This window comes from Lutibacter sp. TH_r2 (assembly GCF_033101135.1).
Lineage (GTDB): Bacteria > Bacteroidota > Bacteroidia > Flavobacteriales > Flavobacteriaceae > Lutibacter.
Genome location: NZ_JAWMPV010000001.1, coordinates 742,068 through 760,855 on the forward strand (window position 1 = coordinate 742,068; position 18,788 = coordinate 760,855).

Below are 18,788 nucleotides of genomic sequence, written 5' to 3' on the forward strand. Positions count from 1 at the left end.
TATTTTCTTTTACTTCATTAAAATCTAACCATTAGTATGCTTCTACAAATAAATGTATATTTAAAGTTTATAAACGAACATTAAAAAGTTGGAAAACATTCAAATAGCATATTACAAAACACCTATTGGGACTGCTAAAGTTGAAGGAGACAACAATGGAATTTCTTCAATAACTGTTATTGATAAACCTGTTGACACCTCAACAGAAATTCCAATTTGTTTAAAAAATTGCTTTTTACAATTAGATGAATATTTTGAAGGAAAAAGAACTAACTTCAATCTAAAATTAAACCCAAAAGGAACAGAATTTCAGCAAAAAGTTTGGAAAGCTTTAATTAAAGTCCCCTATGGAAAAACTAAAACTTATTTAGAGCAAAGTAAAGTGTTAGGAGATATAAAAGCTATTAGAGCTGTTGCTTCTGCAAACGGCAAAAATCCTATTTGGATTGTTATTCCTTGCCATAGAATTATTGGTAGTGATGGTTCTCTAACCGGATACGCTAGTGGATTATGGCGAAAAAAGTGGCTTTTAGAACACGAAAGCGGCATAAAACAACAATCATTATTTTAAACTATTTTTGCCGTATAAGCGTTAGTTTAAGAATGAAACAATTTTCACCACTACTCTTTTTATTTATTTTAGTCACGTTTTCGATACAAAGTCAATCGAAAAGGTTGCATTTAAAAGAATTTTTGGTGAAAAACGACTCCGTTCTAATAGACTCTGTAAGTATAAGTCCGTTTAACTTTAAGGTTTTAGATTCTGTAAATAGTGTTATTGATACTTCAACCTATAAAATTAATTTCAGTAAATCGTTATTAGTTTTTAAAACCAAAAATTATCCTACAAGTATACAAATTCAATATACCTCTTATCCAGATTTTTTAACTAAAACGTATTATAAATTTAACAAAAAACTAATTGTTCCAAATACCTCAAACACCTCTAGACTATATAGTTTAAAGACACCTAAAAACAACAAACCTTTTCAACCTTTTGAAGGTTTAAATGCAGTTGGAAACATTACACGTGGTTTTACTATTGGAAACAATCAAAATGGAGTTTCAAACTCATCATTAGATTTACAAATTGAAGGTAAACTTTCTGAAACCGTGACTCTAAAAGCATCTATTGTAGATACAAATTTACCTATTCAAGAAAATGGAAACACTTATGAATTAAACGAATTTGACCGCGTATTTATAGAATTAAGCAGTAAAAATTGGAGTATAAATGCAGGTGATATTTATTTAAATAATAGTGAAACTAACTTTCTGAATTTTAATAAAAAAGTTTCAGGTTTAGGCGTAAATGCAACTATAAAAAATAAAAAATCATCTATAGATATTCAAACATCAGGTGCAGTTGTTAAAGGAAAATATAATAAAATTGAACTCACTGGAGTTGAAGGAAACCAAGGCCCATATCAATTATCTAATTTTAATAATGAATATATTTTAATTCTATCTGGTACTGAAGAAATTTATATAAACGGAAACCTTCTAAAACGTGGTGAAGAAAACGATTACACTATAGACTACAATAATGCAGAGTTAACGTTTAATACTACTTTTCCAATTACTGCAGATATGAGAATTACTGCAGAATATCAATATTCTAATGAAAACTACACCCGTTTTGTTACCTATAATAATATTTCATACAAAAGTAAAAAACTAAACGTAACAGGATATTTTTACAATGAAAATGATTTAAAAAACAATCCTTTAGAGCTAGATTTAAGCGACGAACAAAAAGAAATTTTAGCCAATGCCGGAAATAATTCAGATGCTATGGAAACACCTTCAGCTTATTTAACTCCATATTCTGAAGATAAAATTTTGTATACAAAAACAGTAATTGGATCCGAAGAAATTTTTGAATACTCAACTATTGAAACCGATGAATTATATACCGTTTCATTCAGTTACATTGGAGAAAACCAAGGAGATTATGTATTAAGCGATGTAATTGCAATAGGAAATATTTACGAATATGTTGGATTAGATTTAGGAAATTACAATCCTGTAATTCAACTAACACCACCAACAAAATTACAGTTAGCAGTTATTAAAACTGAATTTAATCCTTCTGAAAAAACAAATTTATATGCCGAAACAGCTTTTAGCACAAATGACGAAAATTTATTTTCAACAATAGATGATGAAGAAAACAATGGTTTTGCAACAAAATTTGGATTACAACAAGTTTTATTTGATAAAAAATGGAAACTAAAAACCGATATTAATTACGATTTTATAAATGAAAATTTTGAAAGCATTGAACGTTTTCAATCAGTAGAATTTAATAGAGATTGGAATATCGACGAAATTACTGGCAATCAAGCCTTACTAAAAGCAGGTTTAACTTTATCCAAACCAAATCATTTATTTAAATATGACTTTCAAAAATTAAACTTAAATAACAATTATAGTGGAAACAAACATAGCTTCACAAGTTTTGTAGGTACTAAAAATTTAACAACAAATTTTAGTTCCAGTATTCTAAAAAATGAAAACTCTAGTGAAAATGGAACCTTTAGTAAAGTAAGACTTCTAACAAAATACAATTTTAAAAAAAGTTGGTTAGGAACAAAATGGGCTGCCGAAAAAAACGATAGAACAACATTAAATACTCAAAATAAATTTGCCATTAACCATAAATTTAATGAATACGAAGCCTTTTTTGGCGTGGGAGATTCTACAAATGTATACACGCAATTTGGTGCAAATTTTAGAAATACTGACAGTATTCAAAACAATAAATTTCAACGTGTAAATAATGCAAAAACATTTTATATTAACTCAAATTTAATTAATTCAAAAACTTCAAAATTACAAGCGTATATTAATTACCGAACTGTTAATAATACTAATTTTGAAAACGAAGAATCGTTAAATTCTAGACTAACGTATAGCCAACAACTATTTAATCAATTTATTAGTTTTAGCACCATTTATCAAACAATATCTGGAAGTTTAGCACAACAAGATTTTAGATATATAAAAACCGAAGCCGGACAAGGTTACTATACTTGGAACGATTATAATGGAGATGGCATAAAAGATCTCGATGAATTTGAAATTGCTCAATTTAGTGATGAAGCTGAATATTTACGTGTTATACTAACAACCATTCAATATTTACCTACACATCAAAACAAATTTACACAATCGCTTACCCTAAATGCACAACAATGGAGTAATAAAAAAGGAATTAAAAAAGCTCTTTCGCATTTTACCAATCAAACTTTTATTTTAATAGATAGCAAACGTGAAAAGCAGTTAAAAAAATTCAATTTAAATCCTTTTGATATTAGTAACAATAATATTCTTGGACTTAATTTTAACCTTAATAATAGTCTATACTTTAACCGTGCAAAAAAGAAATATTCTACAACTTATAGTTTTATAAAATCAAAAGTTAAAAGCACTACAACTATCGATAATTTAAGTAACACCCTTCAAATGCATCAACTTAAATTTGAACATAAAATTGGAAAATTCTGGCAATTTAATTTAGAAGGAAGCTCTTCTAAAAACGAAACAAATTCTCAAAATTATAACTCTAGAAATTACGAACTCAACAACACGCTAATCAATCCAAAACTCTCTTATTATTATAACGATGATGCTTATTTCTCTATTTTTTATGAATTTAAAAACAAAGAAAATACAATTGGTGATTTAGAAACTTTAAAACAACAAAATATTGGAGCTGAATTAAATTTTAGTACTAAAGAAAACAACTTAATTAAAACTGAAATAAATTTATTTAATAATACTTTTAAAGGCAATTCAAATTCTTCAGTAGCCTATCAAATGTTAGAAGGTTTACAACCTGGAAAAAACTACACATGGAGCCTATTATTTAACCGTAAAATAGGCTCAATATTAAATTTAAGTTTCAATTATTTAGGACGAAAAAGTGAAACTTCAAACGCAATACATACCGGAAGTATTCAATTAAAAGCAATATTTTAGCAGAAAAATACTTTGGTTTAATTATTGATAATATATTTGCTGAAATTTTAAATTACTATTATGAAAAAAATTACAATTACATTACTTTTATTTATTACATGTTTTACCATGTTTGCTCAAGATAACCAAATGGCTACCAACGAGTTAAAATTAAACATGTCTAATTTAATAGGTTTTAAATGGTTTGATGTAGGGTACGAACACATTTTAAACGAAGAATCTTCAATTGGTGCAAGTTTACTTTTTAGTTTAGATAAAGATTCTGAAGGTTTAGATGAATACAGAACATTTTCATTAACACCATATTACCGTCATTTTTTCTCTAACAAATATGCCGCTGGTTTTTTTGTAGAAGCTTTTACTATGATCCATTCTGGAGAAGAAGAAATTTCTAATAGTATATCAACTGATGAAAAATATACAGATTTAGCTGTTGGTATTTCTGTAGGTACAAAATGGGTGAGCAATCGTGGTTTTGTGGCTGAAATTTATGCCGGAATTGGAAGAGATATGTTTGACCAAAGCGACCTTGAAATTGTTGGACGTGGAGGTGTTTCTATTGGATACAGATTTTAATACTTACAACATACATAAAAAAAGCCTCGCAAATTGCGAGGCTTTTTTATGTTATAATTTAAAACCGATTACATTTTCATTAACCAGTTTTTAACGTCAACTTCTTCTTTAATTAATGCTTTTAAATCAGAAATTTTAACACGTTGTTGTTCCATAGTATCTCTGTATCTAATTGTTACAGCATCATCATTCAAAGTGTCGTGATCTACCGTTATACAAAATGGTGTTCCGGCCGCATCTTGTCTTCTATAACGTCTACCAACTGCATCTTTTTCATCATAAGCAACATTGAAATCCCATTTTAAATCTTCAACAATTTTTTTAGCAATTTCTGGTAAACCATCTTTTTTAACCAAAGGTAAAATAGCTGCTTTTGTTGGTGCTAACACCGCTGGTAATTTTAAAACAGTTCTTGTGGTTCCATTTTCTAATTCTTCTTCTTGTAAAGAGTTTGAGAAAACCGCTAAAAACATTCTATCTAAACCAATAGAAGTTTCTACAACATAAGGCACATAACGTTCATTAATTTCAGGATCGAAATATTGTAGTTTTTTTCCTGAATGTTTTTCGTGACTTGATAAATCAAAATCTGTTCTAGAATGAATTCCTTCCAATTCTTTAAATCCAAAAGGAAATCTAAATTCAATATCTGCTGCAGCATCTGCGTAATGTGCTAATTTTTCGTGATCGTGAAAACGGTAATTATCCTCACCCATTCCTAATGACAAGTGCCATTTTAAACGATTTTCTTTCCATTGCTCGTACCATTCTTTTTGAGTTCCAGGACGTACAAAAAATTGCATTTCCATTTGTTCAAATTCACGCATACGGAAAATAAACTGACGTGCAACTATCTCGTTTCTAAACGCTTTACCAGTTTGAGCAATTCCAAAAGGAATTTTCATTCTACCCGTTTTTTGAACATTTAAAAAGTTAACAAAAATACCTTGAGCAGTTTCTGGACGCAAATATAAATCCATGGCTGTATCTGCTGAAGCGCCTAATTTTGTTCCAAACATTAAGTTAAACTGCTTCACATCTGTCCAATTTTTAGAACCTGACAACGGACAACCTATTCCTAGTTCTTCAATTAAGGCTTTTACATCGGCTAAATCTTCATTTTCTAAAGATTTTCCCATACGTTGTAAAATAGCATCTCCTTTTTCTTTATATCCAACAACACGCGGATTTGTAGCTAAAAATTGTTCTTTATCAAAAGAGTCTCCGAAGCGTTTTGCAGCTTTAGCAACTTCTTTTTCAATTTTTGCATCTAATTTTCCAACATAGTCTTCAATTAAAACATCTGCTCTATATCTTTTTTTAGAATCTTTATTATCTATTAAAGGATCGTTAAAGGCATCAACATGGCCAGAAGCTTTCCAAGTTGTTGGGTGCATAAAAATTGCAGCATCTAAACCAACAATGTTATCGTGCATTTGCACCATTGCTTTCCACCAGTAATCTCTTATATTTTTCTTTAATTCAACACCGTTTTGAGCATAGTCATAGACTGCGCTCAATCCATCGTAAATTTCACTAGATTGAAATACGTAACCGTATTCTTTTGCATGCGAAACTACCTTTTTAAATTTATCTTCTTGATTTGCCATTGTGCAAAAATAGTAAAGCTTTTATTACTAAAAAATAAAAAAGTGGAAATAGCCTAAACTATTCCCACCTTTTTCAAACATTAAATTAAGTTTAAAACTGGAGTTTCATTAATTTACTTTAATGTTATTTTGGTTACTCCCACAAATTTATTCTCTATATACACATTAACTATGTACATTCCTTTTTCTATATTATCTCTATTAACTTCTACTAAAGATATAATATCAATCTCTTCATTTAAATAATTAATAGTTGTTGAGTCGCTATAATTAACAGTTAATTCTTCAGTTAAAACTAGTTCACCTTTTGGTGCTATGGTTTGACCTTTACTATTTACAATTTGAATATAAACATTGCGTTCTCCTTGTTCTGATATTTCGTTTTTATCAACAGTAAAGTTAATTCTAAAAGCATCCGTATTTCTAGCTCTTGAAGTTTCAACTAATTTTCCACTAGTACGCTCACGCATAGCAATTACTTTTGCTTTATTTACCTTTAGTACGGAACCAATTGCTACTTTTTGAATTAATTCTTGATTTTGTAATGATAATGTGTCAAATTTTGCAATATGTTCTGAAATTTTAACTTGAGCACTATCTAAATTTACTGCTAAAGAATCATTTGCTTTGGTAAGCGTTTCGGTTAATAAAAATAACTCTCTATTTTTTTCTTCAAGTTTCGCAATTTCTCTACGGTATCTTCTAATTAAACTGTAATTAGTAGATTTTAATCCTTTAATAGAGTCTCTTAAGGCAATAATTCTATCTCTTTCTATAGATAATTCATTAGACATTGAAGTTTTTTGAGCGATAGCATCTTCGTATTTCACAATCATACTATCTAAATTTTCTTCAATTTCTACTTTTTCTTCAGCTATTTGATCTGTTAATTTTTCGTGCTTACCATTCATATAAAACAAATAAGCAATTGCTGCAACTAGTAATAAAGCCAGAACTATTACTATTGCTTTGCTACCTGATTTTTTCTTTTCTTCCATTTCTGTTTAAGTTTTTGGGTTTCTAAAATAACGTACATTAATACATTAAATTATAAAAACAACTATAAATTTTTGAGGCTAACACAAAACTACTAGGGGCGTAATTTTTAAGACTACTAAATTTACAATATTATTTTATACTTATCAAGCTTTGTGTTGAATTTTAATATATTAAGTTTATTTTTAACAAAAAAAGCTATGAAACTATTGAGAAATATTTTCAACCTATTTTATCCTGACATTTGTTTGTGCTGTGAAAAACAGCTTACTGATAATGAGCAAACTGTTTGTTTAACGTGTAGATTTGATTTTCCAATAACTAATTTTACTTCAGAAAAAGATAATTTGGTTGAAAAAGCGTTTTATGGAAGAATTCCCATTCAATCTGCTACTGCTTTATTTTACTTTTTAAAAAAAGGGAAAGTTCAAGTTTTAATACATCAATTAAAATACAAAGGTCAACAACAAGTTGGAACTTTTATTGGAAATTGGTTAGGTGATGATCTTTTACAAAGTAATCGATTTAAAAACGTAGATATAATTATTCCTGTTCCTCTTCATAAAAACAAATTAAAAACTAGAGGCTACAATCAGGTTACAACATTTGGTAAGGCTTTATCTAACAAACTAAATATTCCATATGCTGAAAATGTGCTAGTTAGAACTTCTTTTACTAGAACACAAACTAAAAAAATTAGAGTTGATAGATGGAAAAACGTGCAAGAAATTTTTAAAAACTCAAATCCACCAGCTTTGGATAACAAACATATTTTATTAATTGATGATATTATTACTACTGGAGCAACACTGGAAGCTTGTTATTTTGAGTTAAAAAAGTCTAAAAACATAAAAATTAGCATTGCTTGTATGGCGTACACTAAATAATTTAATACTACATTTTTTGATTCTTCGTTATTACATAAATAAGTTGTTAATTTGCAATCAAATTAAAGGCATGAAGCATATTTTTTTTAAAATTATAGTACTACTTGTTATCTCAAGTTTATTTATGAATTGTGCTAAAAGAGGAAATCCAACTGGAGGACCTAAAGATTCTATTCCTCCGGTATTAGTAAAAGCCATTCCTAAAATTGAAAGTATAAATTTTAAAGCTCAAAAAATTAAAATTGAGTTTAATGAATATGTAAAACTTAAAGATGTTAATAAAAACCTAGTTATTTCTCCTCCTTTAAAATACACTCCTGAAATAATTCCAACATCAACTGCAAGTAAAACCATTTCTATTAAAATACTTGATACACTTTTAAGCAATACAACCTACTCATTTAATTTTGGAAATAGTATAGTTGATAATAATGAAGGAAATGAATTAGGTAACTTTAAATATGTTTTTTCAACAGGATCTTATATAGATTCCTTAACCATTTCTGGAGATGTTACAGATCCAAAAATGAAAAAAAATCCAGTTGAAATGGATGTAATGCTTTATGAATACAATGAAAACTATACCGATTCTATTATTTATAAAGAAAAACCAAGATATTTAGCAAACACATTAGATTCTACCTTGTTTAATTTAACAAACTTAAAAAAAGGTAAATATTTAATGATTGCTTTACAAGATGGCAACAGCAATAAAATCTTCGATCCAAGAGTAGATAAAATTGGATTTGTTAAAGACACTATTTATTTACCAACAGACAGCACTTATAGCTTTACTATTTTTAAAGAAATTCCAACTTTAAGAGTTATAAAACCAAAAGAAGTAACCAAAGGCCATTTAATATTTGGTTATGAAGGTGATGCTTCATCTATAGATATAAAACTATTAACAGAAACACCAGATAACTTTAAATCGGAAATAATTTTTGACAAAGAACTAGATACAATTCATTATTGGTACACACCTTTTGAAGTAGATTCCTTAAATTTTGAAGTTTCTAAAAATAACTATTTTGAAGCATTAAAAGCTAGACCTAGAACTAAAAAAGTTGACTCGTTAAAAATTGATAATTCTGGAAGTAATTTACATTTACTAGACACATTTCACTTAAAAAGTAACACTCCAATTGCTAGTTTTAATAAAGCTTACATTACACTTTCTAAACCCAAAGATTCTTCAATAGTTAATTATGAAGCTTTTCTATCAGAAAACAAACAAAAATTATTTTTCAACTTTGAGAAAGAAAACGATACGCAATATAAATTAGAATTATTACCTGAAGCTGTAACAGATATGTTTTCAATGGTTAGCGATTCTTTAAATTTTTCATTTAAAACTAAAAAACCGGAAGACTTTGGAAAACTATTTTTAAATTTTACTGGAACTTATAAAAATGCAATAATTGTAGAGTTGCTGGATAAAAACGAAAAATTGATTCGAATTCAAAAATTAAATGAACCAAAAGAGATTACGTTTTTATTACTCGACCCTAAAACTTACTTTATTAGAGTTACACTAGATGAAAATAAAAATGGCAAATGGGACACAGGAAACTTTTTAGAAAAACAACAACCCGAAAAAATTATATACTTTAAAAAAGAATTAATTATAAGAGCAAACTGGGAATTAAGTGAATCTTTTATATTAAATTAACTCAATTTTTAAATAATTCGTTATACATTTAAATAGAATTTTTTAAATTTGGAAATCTAAAAACCTCATTTTGAGCAAAATTGTAAAAATTATAACCCCTATACTAATCTGCTTTAGTTCAATTTTTTTGAACGCACAAGATTACAACAGTCACGAAATTGGTCTAATTGGAGGTGCAGCTTCCTTTACTACAGATTATGGTGAACGTAACGATTTTAATAGTAATATTGGTGGAAATATTGGTGCTGGTATTGGTGTTATATATTACTTAAACTTTACAGATTATCGCTACCGTTGGGATCAAAGAACTAATTATTTTTCAGAACACTTTAGATTAAGAGGTGAACTTTCGTATATGAAAGCTAATTTAGATCACTTTGGACAATATGTTGATGAAAGTCAAACTTCTGATGAAGCCGATAAATTAAGAGCCATGCATGGAAAAACTAGCATTGTAAATTTTGGTGCTCAATTAGAATTCCATATAGTTGACATTGTAGATTTTGGTTCTAGAAGATATAAAGATTTAAAGTGGTCTCCTTACATTAGCGCCGGTTTAATGGTAGATTATTACAAACCTGAACTAATGTCTGATTTAGGTGATTGGGAAGATGATATTTCTGTAATTTACAAAAAATGGAGAGTTCCAGGAGCTATAAATGTAAACTCTAACTTTACTGCATCTGCAACAATGGGAATTGGAACTAGAAGAAAAATGGGTGAATATACCGACTTTGTTATAGAATCTCGTTGGCAATACTTTTTCTCAAATACTGTAGATGGTTTACATGCAAAACAAGATCCTTCAAACAAATATAACGATTGGTTAGTGTGGGTTCACATGGGATTTGTTTACTACCTAAACTAATTTTTTAAGCTGAAGAATTATTCCTAAATGAATTCCTTCATGGTAATTATTAAAACTAATTGCCTCTTCAATATTGGTTAAAGTTATATTTACACTTGTTGTATAATCAGCATAATTTTTAAAAATACCTTTTGTATAATCTTCTTCTAATAAAATAGGTAATTCAACTAGTAATTTTTTAAATGTATTAAACTCTTCTTCTGAAACAGTATAACTTGGAGCTGAACCTTTCCCAAAATTAGCAATCATTTCATCAGAAACATTACATTCTAAACCAGAAAGCTTATAACATAGTAATTGTTGCGTAACTACTAAATGTCCAATATTCCATGCAATATTATTATTAAACCCTTTAGGAATTATATTTAATTGTTTTACCGTTAAACCTTCAATAACTTTTAACGTTAAAATTCTAGATTTTTTTAATACATCAAATTTAGAAGTCATTCTCTATTTTTTTTAATTAGAGATCAAATTTAGTATAAAAACTCTGTATTTTTACCTAAAATATAAAATCAATGAATAAAATTTACTACCTAAAAACTTGTGACACCTGTAGAAGAATTCTAAAAGAAATGGATACTACCAATTATGTTTTACAAGAAATAAAAACTGAACCTATAACAGTAAAGCAATTAGAAGAAATTCACACGCTAACAAATAGTTACGAAGTTCTATTTAGCAGAAGAGCCAAAAAATACAAACAAATGGACTTAAAAAACCAAAAATTAGAAGAAAAAGACTATCGTCAGCTTATTTTAGATGAATATACGTTCTTAAAACGTCCTGTAATTATTTCTAACGGTATGGTATGTGTAGGAAATGTTAAGAAAAGAGTTGATTCACCTATATAATTCACAAAATATTTAACGTTTTGGTAATAATTTAAAATAAATTCGTAAAAATAAGTATTTGTAACAAAAACTATTTCAATTTTTTATTTGAAAATATATATTTGATAAACACTTAATTTAACTATTTATGAAAAAATTTACATTATTATTAGTTACTGTTTTTACAGTAAATTTCGCATTTTCACAGTTTTACGTTTCAGCTAGTGGTGGATACGCTATCCCAAGTGCTGGAGTTAAAATGGGTGAGAAAATAACAACATCTGAAACCGAAGTTACCTATGGAAGTTTTGGTGAAGGTTTAAACGGTCAACTACGCTTTGGGTACCAAATTGATGAAACCTTTGGTGTTGAATTAGGAATTGGTTACCTACATGGAGATGACCAAATAAAAAGTGACGTAAATATTCCTAATTATAGAATGACTGATGCAATTGCAAGAGGTAGAGCTTTTGGAGTATTACCACAATTAACATACAGATTCAACGATCATTTTTATGGTAGAATAGGTGCTTTACTTAAAGTTGGAGGAAAAACTGAAGCTATTGTTGATGATAAAAACTACATTGCTGATGAAGCATCAGGAACAACTATTTCTACAGCATTTGGTTTACCTGCTGGAGCATTTACTCATACAAACTATACAGTTGACTTTCATGGAAGATTACCTTTAGGTGTAGTAGCTGCTTTAGGGTATAAATGGGATATAGGTAATAATATGTCGTTTTTTACTGAATTAGAATATATGGGAGTTAGTGTAACAAGAAAAGATTCTGAATTTGTTGCATTTAATACTGACGTAGTTTTAGCTGATGGAACCGTTGCTGTTGAAGGACTATATACTTTAGACAACCTTCCTGCCGGATATGTAAAAGAAACAGAATATGTTGACGATTTAGATAGTGCTACTTTAGCTGCTAATGGAGATGACCCATATCCTGCTAAAAAATTATCTGAAACAGTTCCTTATTCTTCATTTGGAATTAACTTTGGTATTACATATACTTTTAGTAAAAAAGAAAAGAACTAATTATAGTTTTCTAAAAACATCATAAAAAAGCCACTCAATTGAGTGGCTTTTTTTAATCTATGTTATTTCCAATATTTTTCTACCCAAGGTGCTGCAGGCACATATCTATACCATTTTCCCCAACCACCTTTTATTGCTTTATGAGGATTAATTTCTCCATGAAAAATAATAATTTTAGAACCTTCTGTAATTTTTGGAGTTTTCCAAAAAGCTAAAGGAAACCTTGATGAGCAGTCGTATTTAAAACTTGGACACCATTCTTTTGGCCAATACTGTAATTTTCCTTTATCGTTTATAGCGTGTGTTAGGTATTCTTGCTCATTTCTATGCTCTTTAAGTGCTTTATCAGAATTTGCAATAAAATCATCAAAAACATAACCATGTTTACCAATATCAAATCTATAAACTGAAGAGTTTCCTGTAATTCTCCAACTTCTCCAACTATGATCTTTTATAATTCTAAATTCACCTTCAATATCAAAAAAGCAATCAATATTATCAACAATAACAATATCTAAATCTAAAAACAAAGCTCTACCTTCTAAACCGTATAAATCTTCTTTTAGCGTGGTTAATTTCTTCCACATACGTTCTGGAAGATTTGAATCTAAATTTATTTCAGGAATTGGGTAGCAATCAACCTCATCAATTATTCCTTTCTCATCATCCGTAAAACAAACCATTTTAAAATCGTAGGTCAAATTATTTTTCACCATAGAATACAATCTATTTACGTATTCCGCGCCATATAAAGTTCCCCACTTCATACAGAAAATATAATTTTTTTGAGTTGAATCTTGTGTCATAAAAATCGATTATAAATTAAAGAGAATTCTATTTACTGATTCTCTAAAAACGTGCATAAAGTTACTACTTTTAAATTACTCTTTTATTTTTTTCAAACCCTTTTTAAATGAAAAAGCTGTTAAAAAAATATTCCCGCTTTCGCAGGAATATTTAAATTATTTATTTATCGTCTTTGGGAATATAATAGCATCCACCAGGAGTTTTATCTGGTGTAAAGGCTCTATCAAACCAAAGCGGCCTTCTTTCACCATTTGGACCAGGAGCCGGACGAGTCATTGCTAACCATTCCTTATAAACTTCATGAGATTTATTAGTATCTACATAAATATCTCCATATTTTTCATCTTTTCCAGGAACTTCAATTCTTACCCTTTGATGCCAACAATGCATTCCACTAATTGGATCTGGATGCACGGCATGCGTTATATTTTGATGCACACCTCCATCTTTCCAGAAAATACGTTTTGAATCAGCATCATCAGATTCAAATGGTTTTACACCAGACATCGTATTCATTTTCCAGCCACCTTTACCGTCATTTTCAATATTTACAGTATTAGTTGCCCAACGGTTCCCTATTTTGTCTTGTGGCCTTCTCCAACGTCCAATATGGTGTGAACAAGCAACAACTCCAGGCTTCATACTTTGAGTTACCCAAACTTTATCTATAAAATAACCGATATCTGTATTCATTTTCACCAAATCTCCCGTTTTGAATCCCCATTTTTTTGCATCATCAGGGTGCATCCAAATTGGATTTCTATTAGAAATTTCTACCAACCATTTTGCATTTCCAGACCTTGTATGAATTAAGGTTGGCAATCTAAACGTAGGCACCAATACATATTCTCCTTTAGATTTATCTAAATTATCATTATGAATATGACTTTTTATATAGGTTGGTGTCGCATATTCCGGCCATTTCCAATCTACCATGGTTTGAGAATAAAACTCGTTTTTTCGTGATGGTGTTGGAAAACCTACACAGGCTTTTCCATTTACCATTACACCAATTGGTTTTCCATCTTTTGAAATTACATCGGTTTCTGGATCTACTTTAGAACCTTTTAATTTTTCTTCGGAAAGTTCATTTTCATTAACCTTATACGATTCTCCTTTTTCAATTTCAAAAGCACCATATTTTTTCATGTATTCCAATTCGGCAAAATCTCCAGTAAAACCATCTTTTTTAGCAGCTTCTGGTAATCCATCTACACGTTCAAAAATATATTGATAGTATTCATCTATTGTAATTTTTTCTCCTGGTCTGTATGGAGATTCAAATGTTTTTCTTATTCCCATGCTTCCATCAGGATCAATTCTCCATGATAATTCAATCCAAAATTCATCTTCTTCCCAAACTTCGCCAGGATTTGCTTGATACGTAAACTCAACAGGTTTTCCATTACGTCTAGCAGCTTCTCTTAAAACTGGTTGACGGAATGCGACCCAAGTTCCACCATGAGTTGCATAACTATTTAAATCGTGACGTTCAGATGCTAATCCCATCGGCAACACAAAATCGGCATAAAAAGCGGTTTCATTCCATGTTGGTGTTAACGCAGCGTGCAATCCAAATTTTGATTCATCTTGATACATTTCCATCCAAGTAAATCCGTCAGGATACGTCCAAACTGGATTAAATACTCTTGAGAAATATACATCCATTTTACCTCTACCTTCTTTTAAGAAATGTGGTAATAATTGACTCATTTCAAAAAATGCTAATGGATATTCTTTTGGAAAATGTAATTCGTTCCATTTCTTTTGAGGTTCAGGTGGATTAGGTTGTGTTGGTTTAAATTTATTCCAAGAGTTTGGAGATGTTCCTCCTTTAGCTCCAACAGCTCCAGTTAAAGTAGTTAAAAAGTGTAACGCTCTAGCCACACACCAACCTCCAAGATTTGATGCACCAGCAGCTCGCCAATTATGAGATGCAAAACGCTCACCAGCTTCACCAATTTTATGGGCTATTTCAATTATCATTTCAGCTTTTACACCTGATTCTTCTTCAGCATATTCAGGAGTAAATTCTTTATACTCTTCAATCATAGCCTCAATATAGTTCTCGAAAGTCACCTCTTTATCTTTATGCCTAGCTTTTAGATATTGTTTCCAGTTAGTCCAATTTTCAAGGTATTCTCTATTGTACAATCCTTCTTCTAAGATTATTAAAGCCATAGCCAATAAAACAGCAGCTTCGGTTCCTGGATATGATGGTAACCAATAATCTGACATTGATGCTGTATTGGATAAACGAGGATCCATTGTCGCCAATTTAGCTCCTTTCATTTTCCCTTCAATAATACGTTGTGCATGAGGATTAAAATAGTGTCCAGATTCTAAATGTGCTGATACTAAAAGTATAAACTTCGCATTGGCATGATCTGGTGAAGGTCTATTATATCCATACCATAAATTGTATCCAAACCTTGCTCCTGAAGAACAAATATTAGTGTGTGAATTATGCCCATCTATTCCCCAACCTTGAAGAATCCAATTCATAAATTTTTCATGGCCTGGTCTTCCTACATGGTAGGCAATTTCATTATGTCTATCTTCTTTAATTGCTTTTCTAATTCTTGCGGCAATAGTATCTAAAACTTCATTCCACGATACGCGTTCCCATTCTCCATCACCACGTTTTCCTTTTCTTCTTAAAGGAAAAAGAATTCTATCTGGATCTGTTATTTGATTAATTGTTGCAGGACCTTTAGCGCAGTTACGCCCTCTACTTCCAGGGTGGTGTGGATTCCCTTCAAACTTTTTAACCTCACCACTTTCTTTATCAATAAAAGCTGTTAAACCACAAGCACTCTCGCAGTTAAAACAAGTTGTTGGTATAATTTGATAGGTTTTCTTGTCCTTTTTAGGCCAAACTTTTGGATCATATTCTACCCAATTATCCCATTTTTCAGGTGGTGGAAAGTTCTCATACATTTGAGCAACTTCTTCATCTGTAAAATGACGCATATCATCTTGAAAATCTTGATATTTTTCTTTGTGCAGATTTGGAATTAGTCCCATTTTCTCTGCTATATTTTCTATAAATGATGGTTTTTTATATCCCATTTCGAATCTTTTTTGAATTGATGATTAATTACGCTAACGGAATTCTTTGCGGTGCTTCCACCCAAATTTTCTCTGTTGCAATAATTCCTATTAATACCAATACTGAAGCTCCAATTGTTAAAGGTTCTGTATTTCCAAAAATTAACAATGCTAATGGAATTATATTTCCTAATAACACTGTTATAAACCAAAATAGATTTTTATATCTTCCTTTAGTAATCATATTTACAACTGTTTTTGCAGCTGTTGTTGGGTGTGTAATTGTTAATTCGGTAACCATTGTAAATAAATTTACAATTAAAGCAATTATCATAGTATTTGTTAGAATACTCATCCAGTTTTCAGTTCCAAATACAATTGAAGCTAAAACAAATACTGATACTCCTGCCATTACACTATGTACTAACATATGTAAAGGTAATGTTGGGCTTTGCCAAAAATCACGACCTTTAGCTTGTGCAAATAAGAATGCTGTATAAATGGCTAATAAAACTGCAAAAATTGCGGTTATCCAAAGTAAAGGCATTTCAGGAATACCAATATTAAACCATGTATTGGCTCCCCAAACTGTTACTAACAATCCAAAAACTGTAATAGTATATCCACCTTTTACCAACCATGAATTCCATTGTGGACGTAATAAAACATTTAAAAATCTGTCTGGACGATCTAAATCCATTACTAGGAATAACCCTGTTAATGCTAAACCTACCAAAGAGATTCCTGCTGACCAAAGTTTTGCAGTATTAGAAACTTCGTAACCTAAAACCATTGCTAAAAATGGAATTAAAAACGCTCCAGCAGCAATTGCTTTAGTAAATACATAGGCTGAAACTTCCCAACCCCATAAAATTCCTTTATCAGGTGTATCGTAAACTCGTCTTGCTTTACCACTTAACACATCTATATAATTTGGGTTTTCGGTTTCTTTACGTTGGTAAGCTGCTTGTATTTCATTATCAATACTCATTTGCAATAAATCTACATCATCATTTGTATGCATCATTTTTTCAGCTGCTTTTGCAAAATGTCCAACTCCTCGAGCTTGAGAATTCCATAATCCAGGGCCAGATTTAGCTGTTGCTTCTGGATTTAATGAAGCTTCGTCAGCATCTATATAAAATAGATTTGGATTTGTTCCTTTTTCTGGCTTTCGAACTTTTACTGCTTGCCTTGCTAATAATTGTGAAATTTCAGTTTCTGGATTGTGCATATCCCCAGCAATAATTGCATGCTCTGGACAAACCGTAACGCAAGCAGGCTCTCTACCTACTTCTACTCTATGAGCACAATAATTACATTTAGCTGCAGTGCTTGTATTTGGGTCGATATATAAAGCATCGTATGGACAAGCTTGCATACATGATTTACAACCAATACAACGATTGTTATCGAAATCTACAATACCGTCTTCACGTGTATACAAGGCTTCTACAGGACAAATTTCAACACAAGGAGCATCTGTACAATGATTACACCTCATTACTGAAAAAATTCGTCTAGTATTAGGAAATTCACCTTTTTCTACTTGCTTAACGTAGGTTCTGTTTACCCCAACAGCAACATCGTGTTCAGACTTACATGCTGTTGTACAAGCGTGACAACCGATACATTTTCGGTTATCTATTATAAAGCCATATTTCATGTGTTTAAGTTTATTATTAGTTAAATACTATTTGTAACAACCATTAAGTCAATTATTTATATTAATTAATTGAAATAAGGATATTTTGATTAACGCATTTAATTAATTGAATTACAACAAATTTAAAAGAAGGCGGTGTTAGTTTTGTGATAGAGATTACATTAAGTATTATTTAGAACAGCTATAAATAAGTTTATTCCATCTAAAATAATTAGTTTATTTTTACTGAAATATTAACTAATTATTTAATGAAAATTAAGGTTTTATTTTTTGGAATTACAACCGATTTGACAAGAGAAACATCTGTAAATTTAGAAATAGCAGATAGGCTAACAATTAAACAGTTAAAATTAGTTTTATTGAATAAATATACAAAGCTTACTAACCTAGATGAGTATGCTTTTGCTGTAAACGAAGAATATGCTAAAGAAAATCAAATTCTTCAAACAAATGATGTTGTTGCAATTATTCCACCTGTTAGTGGCGGTTAATTTCTAAAGTATTTTTTATCTATATAAAAAGTTCCAAAAGGAATAATGGATGCAACTAAAATAATAAAGAATTTTTTAGATTCCCATTTATATTCGTATTTCAACATAATTGCCAAAATAACATAAGTTATAAATAAAAGTCCGTGTGGCATTCCTAGCATTTTCACATACAATTCATTATCTAATAAATATTTTATAGGAGTTGCTATAAACAACAATAATAAATAAGAAACACCTTCTAACACACTTACAATTCTAAATAGTTTAATCATCAAATTTTAATATAAATTAAGAATTGG

At 29.9% G+C, this 18,788-nt stretch carries 16 protein-coding genes; 9 read left to right on the forward strand and 7 right to left on the reverse strand.

Annotated features, from left to right (window positions below; genetic code table 11):
• Positions 1 to 97 precede the first annotated feature (97 nt).
• The 3 genes from R3X25_RS03015 to R3X25_RS03025 all read left to right on the forward strand — a co-directional run bounded on the left by R3X25_RS03015 (position 98) and on the right by R3X25_RS03025 (position 4,560).
• Complete coding sequence (locus R3X25_RS03015; protein ID WP_317673386.1) at positions 98 to 571, forward strand: methylated-DNA--[protein]-cysteine S-methyltransferase; 474 nt, start codon at positions 98 to 100, stop codon at positions 569 to 571.
• A 125-nt stretch (positions 572 to 696) separates the two neighbouring features.
• Positions 697 to 3,984 carry a hypothetical protein gene (locus R3X25_RS03020; protein ID WP_317671715.1) on the forward strand — a complete coding sequence of 1,096 codons (3,288 nt, stop codon included), beginning with the start codon at positions 697 to 699 and terminating at the stop codon, positions 3,982 to 3,984.
• Positions 3,985 to 4,044: 60 nt separating this feature from the next.
• Positions 4,045 to 4,560 (forward strand): DUF3575 domain-containing protein, encoded by a 516-nt coding sequence (locus R3X25_RS03025; protein ID WP_317671717.1) that lies wholly within the window; start codon positions 4,045 to 4,047, stop codon positions 4,558 to 4,560.
• Positions 4,561 to 4,628: 68 nt separating this feature from the next.
• On the opposite strand, the gene R3X25_RS03030 is transcribed toward R3X25_RS03025, so the two are convergent.
• Together R3X25_RS03030 and R3X25_RS03035 are read right to left on the reverse strand one after the other, a co-directional pair.
• Positions 4,629 to 6,170 (reverse strand): glycine--tRNA ligase, encoded by a 1,542-nt coding sequence (locus R3X25_RS03030; protein WP_317671719.1) that lies wholly within the window; start codon positions 6,168 to 6,170, stop codon positions 4,629 to 4,631.
• Between the two features lie 113 nt (positions 6,171 to 6,283).
• Positions 6,284 to 7,168: a hypothetical protein gene (locus R3X25_RS03035; RefSeq protein ID WP_317671721.1), complete on the reverse strand. Its 885-nt coding sequence runs from the start codon at positions 7,166 to 7,168 to the stop codon at positions 6,284 to 6,286.
• 198 nt (positions 7,169 to 7,366) lie between these two features.
• Here R3X25_RS03035 and R3X25_RS03040 point away from each other — a divergent pair, with 198 nt between their 5' ends.
• The 3 genes from R3X25_RS03040 (at position 7,367) to R3X25_RS03050 (ending at position 10,593) form a co-directional block, all read left to right on the forward strand.
• On the forward strand, positions 7,367 to 8,053 hold the full coding sequence (locus R3X25_RS03040) for a ComF family protein (RefSeq protein WP_317671723.1): 687 nt from the start codon (positions 7,367 to 7,369) through the stop codon (positions 8,051 to 8,053).
• A gap of 70 nt (positions 8,054 to 8,123) precedes the next feature.
• The gene (locus tag R3X25_RS03045; protein WP_317671725.1) at positions 8,124 to 9,725 is read left to right on the forward strand and encodes an Ig-like domain-containing protein; all 1,602 of its coding nucleotides are present in this window, start codon (positions 8,124 to 8,126) and stop codon (positions 9,723 to 9,725) included.
• Between the two features lie 127 nt (positions 9,726 to 9,852).
• Positions 9,853 to 10,593, forward strand: coding sequence for a THC0290_0291 family protein (locus R3X25_RS03050; RefSeq protein ID WP_317671727.1), 741 nt, complete (start codon positions 9,853 to 9,855; stop codon positions 10,591 to 10,593).
• On the opposite strand, the gene R3X25_RS03055 is transcribed toward R3X25_RS03050, so the two are convergent.
• Positions 10,585 to 11,040, reverse strand: a complete 456-nt coding sequence (locus R3X25_RS03055) for a DinB family protein (protein WP_317671729.1) — start codon at positions 11,038 to 11,040, stop codon at positions 10,585 to 10,587. The two genes, R3X25_RS03050 and R3X25_RS03055, sit on opposite strands and share 9 nt — an antisense overlap.
• A 71-nt stretch (positions 11,041 to 11,111) precedes the next feature.
• Between R3X25_RS03055 and R3X25_RS03060 the strand changes: the two genes are divergently transcribed.
• Entirely contained in the window at positions 11,112 to 11,447 is a 336-nt protein-coding gene (locus R3X25_RS03060; RefSeq protein WP_317671731.1) for an arsenate reductase family protein, read from the forward strand.
• 127 nt (positions 11,448 to 11,574) lie between these two features.
• Positions 11,575 to 12,474 (forward strand): hypothetical protein, encoded by a 900-nt coding sequence (locus R3X25_RS03065; RefSeq protein ID WP_317671732.1) that lies wholly within the window; start codon positions 11,575 to 11,577, stop codon positions 12,472 to 12,474.
• Between the two features lie 62 nt (positions 12,475 to 12,536).
• On the opposite strand, the gene R3X25_RS03070 is transcribed toward R3X25_RS03065, so the two are convergent.
• The 3 genes from R3X25_RS03070 to nrfD all read right to left on the reverse strand — a co-directional run bounded on the left by R3X25_RS03070 (position 12,537) and on the right by nrfD (position 17,998).
• Complete coding sequence (locus R3X25_RS03070) at positions 12,537 to 13,280, reverse strand: glycosyltransferase (RefSeq protein ID WP_317671734.1); 744 nt, start codon at positions 13,278 to 13,280, stop codon at positions 12,537 to 12,539.
• Positions 13,281 to 13,440: 160 nt separating this feature from the next.
• Positions 13,441 to 16,353 carry a molybdopterin-dependent oxidoreductase gene (locus tag R3X25_RS03075; RefSeq protein ID WP_317671736.1) on the reverse strand — a complete coding sequence of 971 codons (2,913 nt, stop codon included), beginning with the start codon at positions 16,351 to 16,353 and terminating at the stop codon, positions 13,441 to 13,443.
• 28 nt (positions 16,354 to 16,381) lie between these two features.
• Complete coding sequence (nrfD, locus tag R3X25_RS03080) at positions 16,382 to 17,998, reverse strand: NrfD/PsrC family molybdoenzyme membrane anchor subunit (protein WP_317671738.1); 1,617 nt, start codon at positions 17,996 to 17,998, stop codon at positions 16,382 to 16,384.
• A 248-nt stretch (positions 17,999 to 18,246) separates the two neighbouring features.
• On the opposite strand from nrfD, the gene R3X25_RS03085 reads away from it, so the two are divergent.
• Positions 18,247 to 18,489, forward strand: a complete 243-nt coding sequence (locus R3X25_RS03085) for a MoaD/ThiS family protein (RefSeq protein WP_317671740.1) — start codon at positions 18,247 to 18,249, stop codon at positions 18,487 to 18,489.
• Here the strand turns inward: R3X25_RS03085 and R3X25_RS03090 are convergent.
• The gene (locus R3X25_RS03090; protein ID WP_317671742.1) at positions 18,486 to 18,761 is read right to left on the reverse strand and encodes a DUF3817 domain-containing protein; all 276 of its coding nucleotides are present in this window, start codon (positions 18,759 to 18,761) and stop codon (positions 18,486 to 18,488) included. The genes R3X25_RS03085 and R3X25_RS03090 overlap by 4 nt on opposite strands.
• Between the last annotated feature and the right edge of the window lie 27 nt (positions 18,762 to 18,788).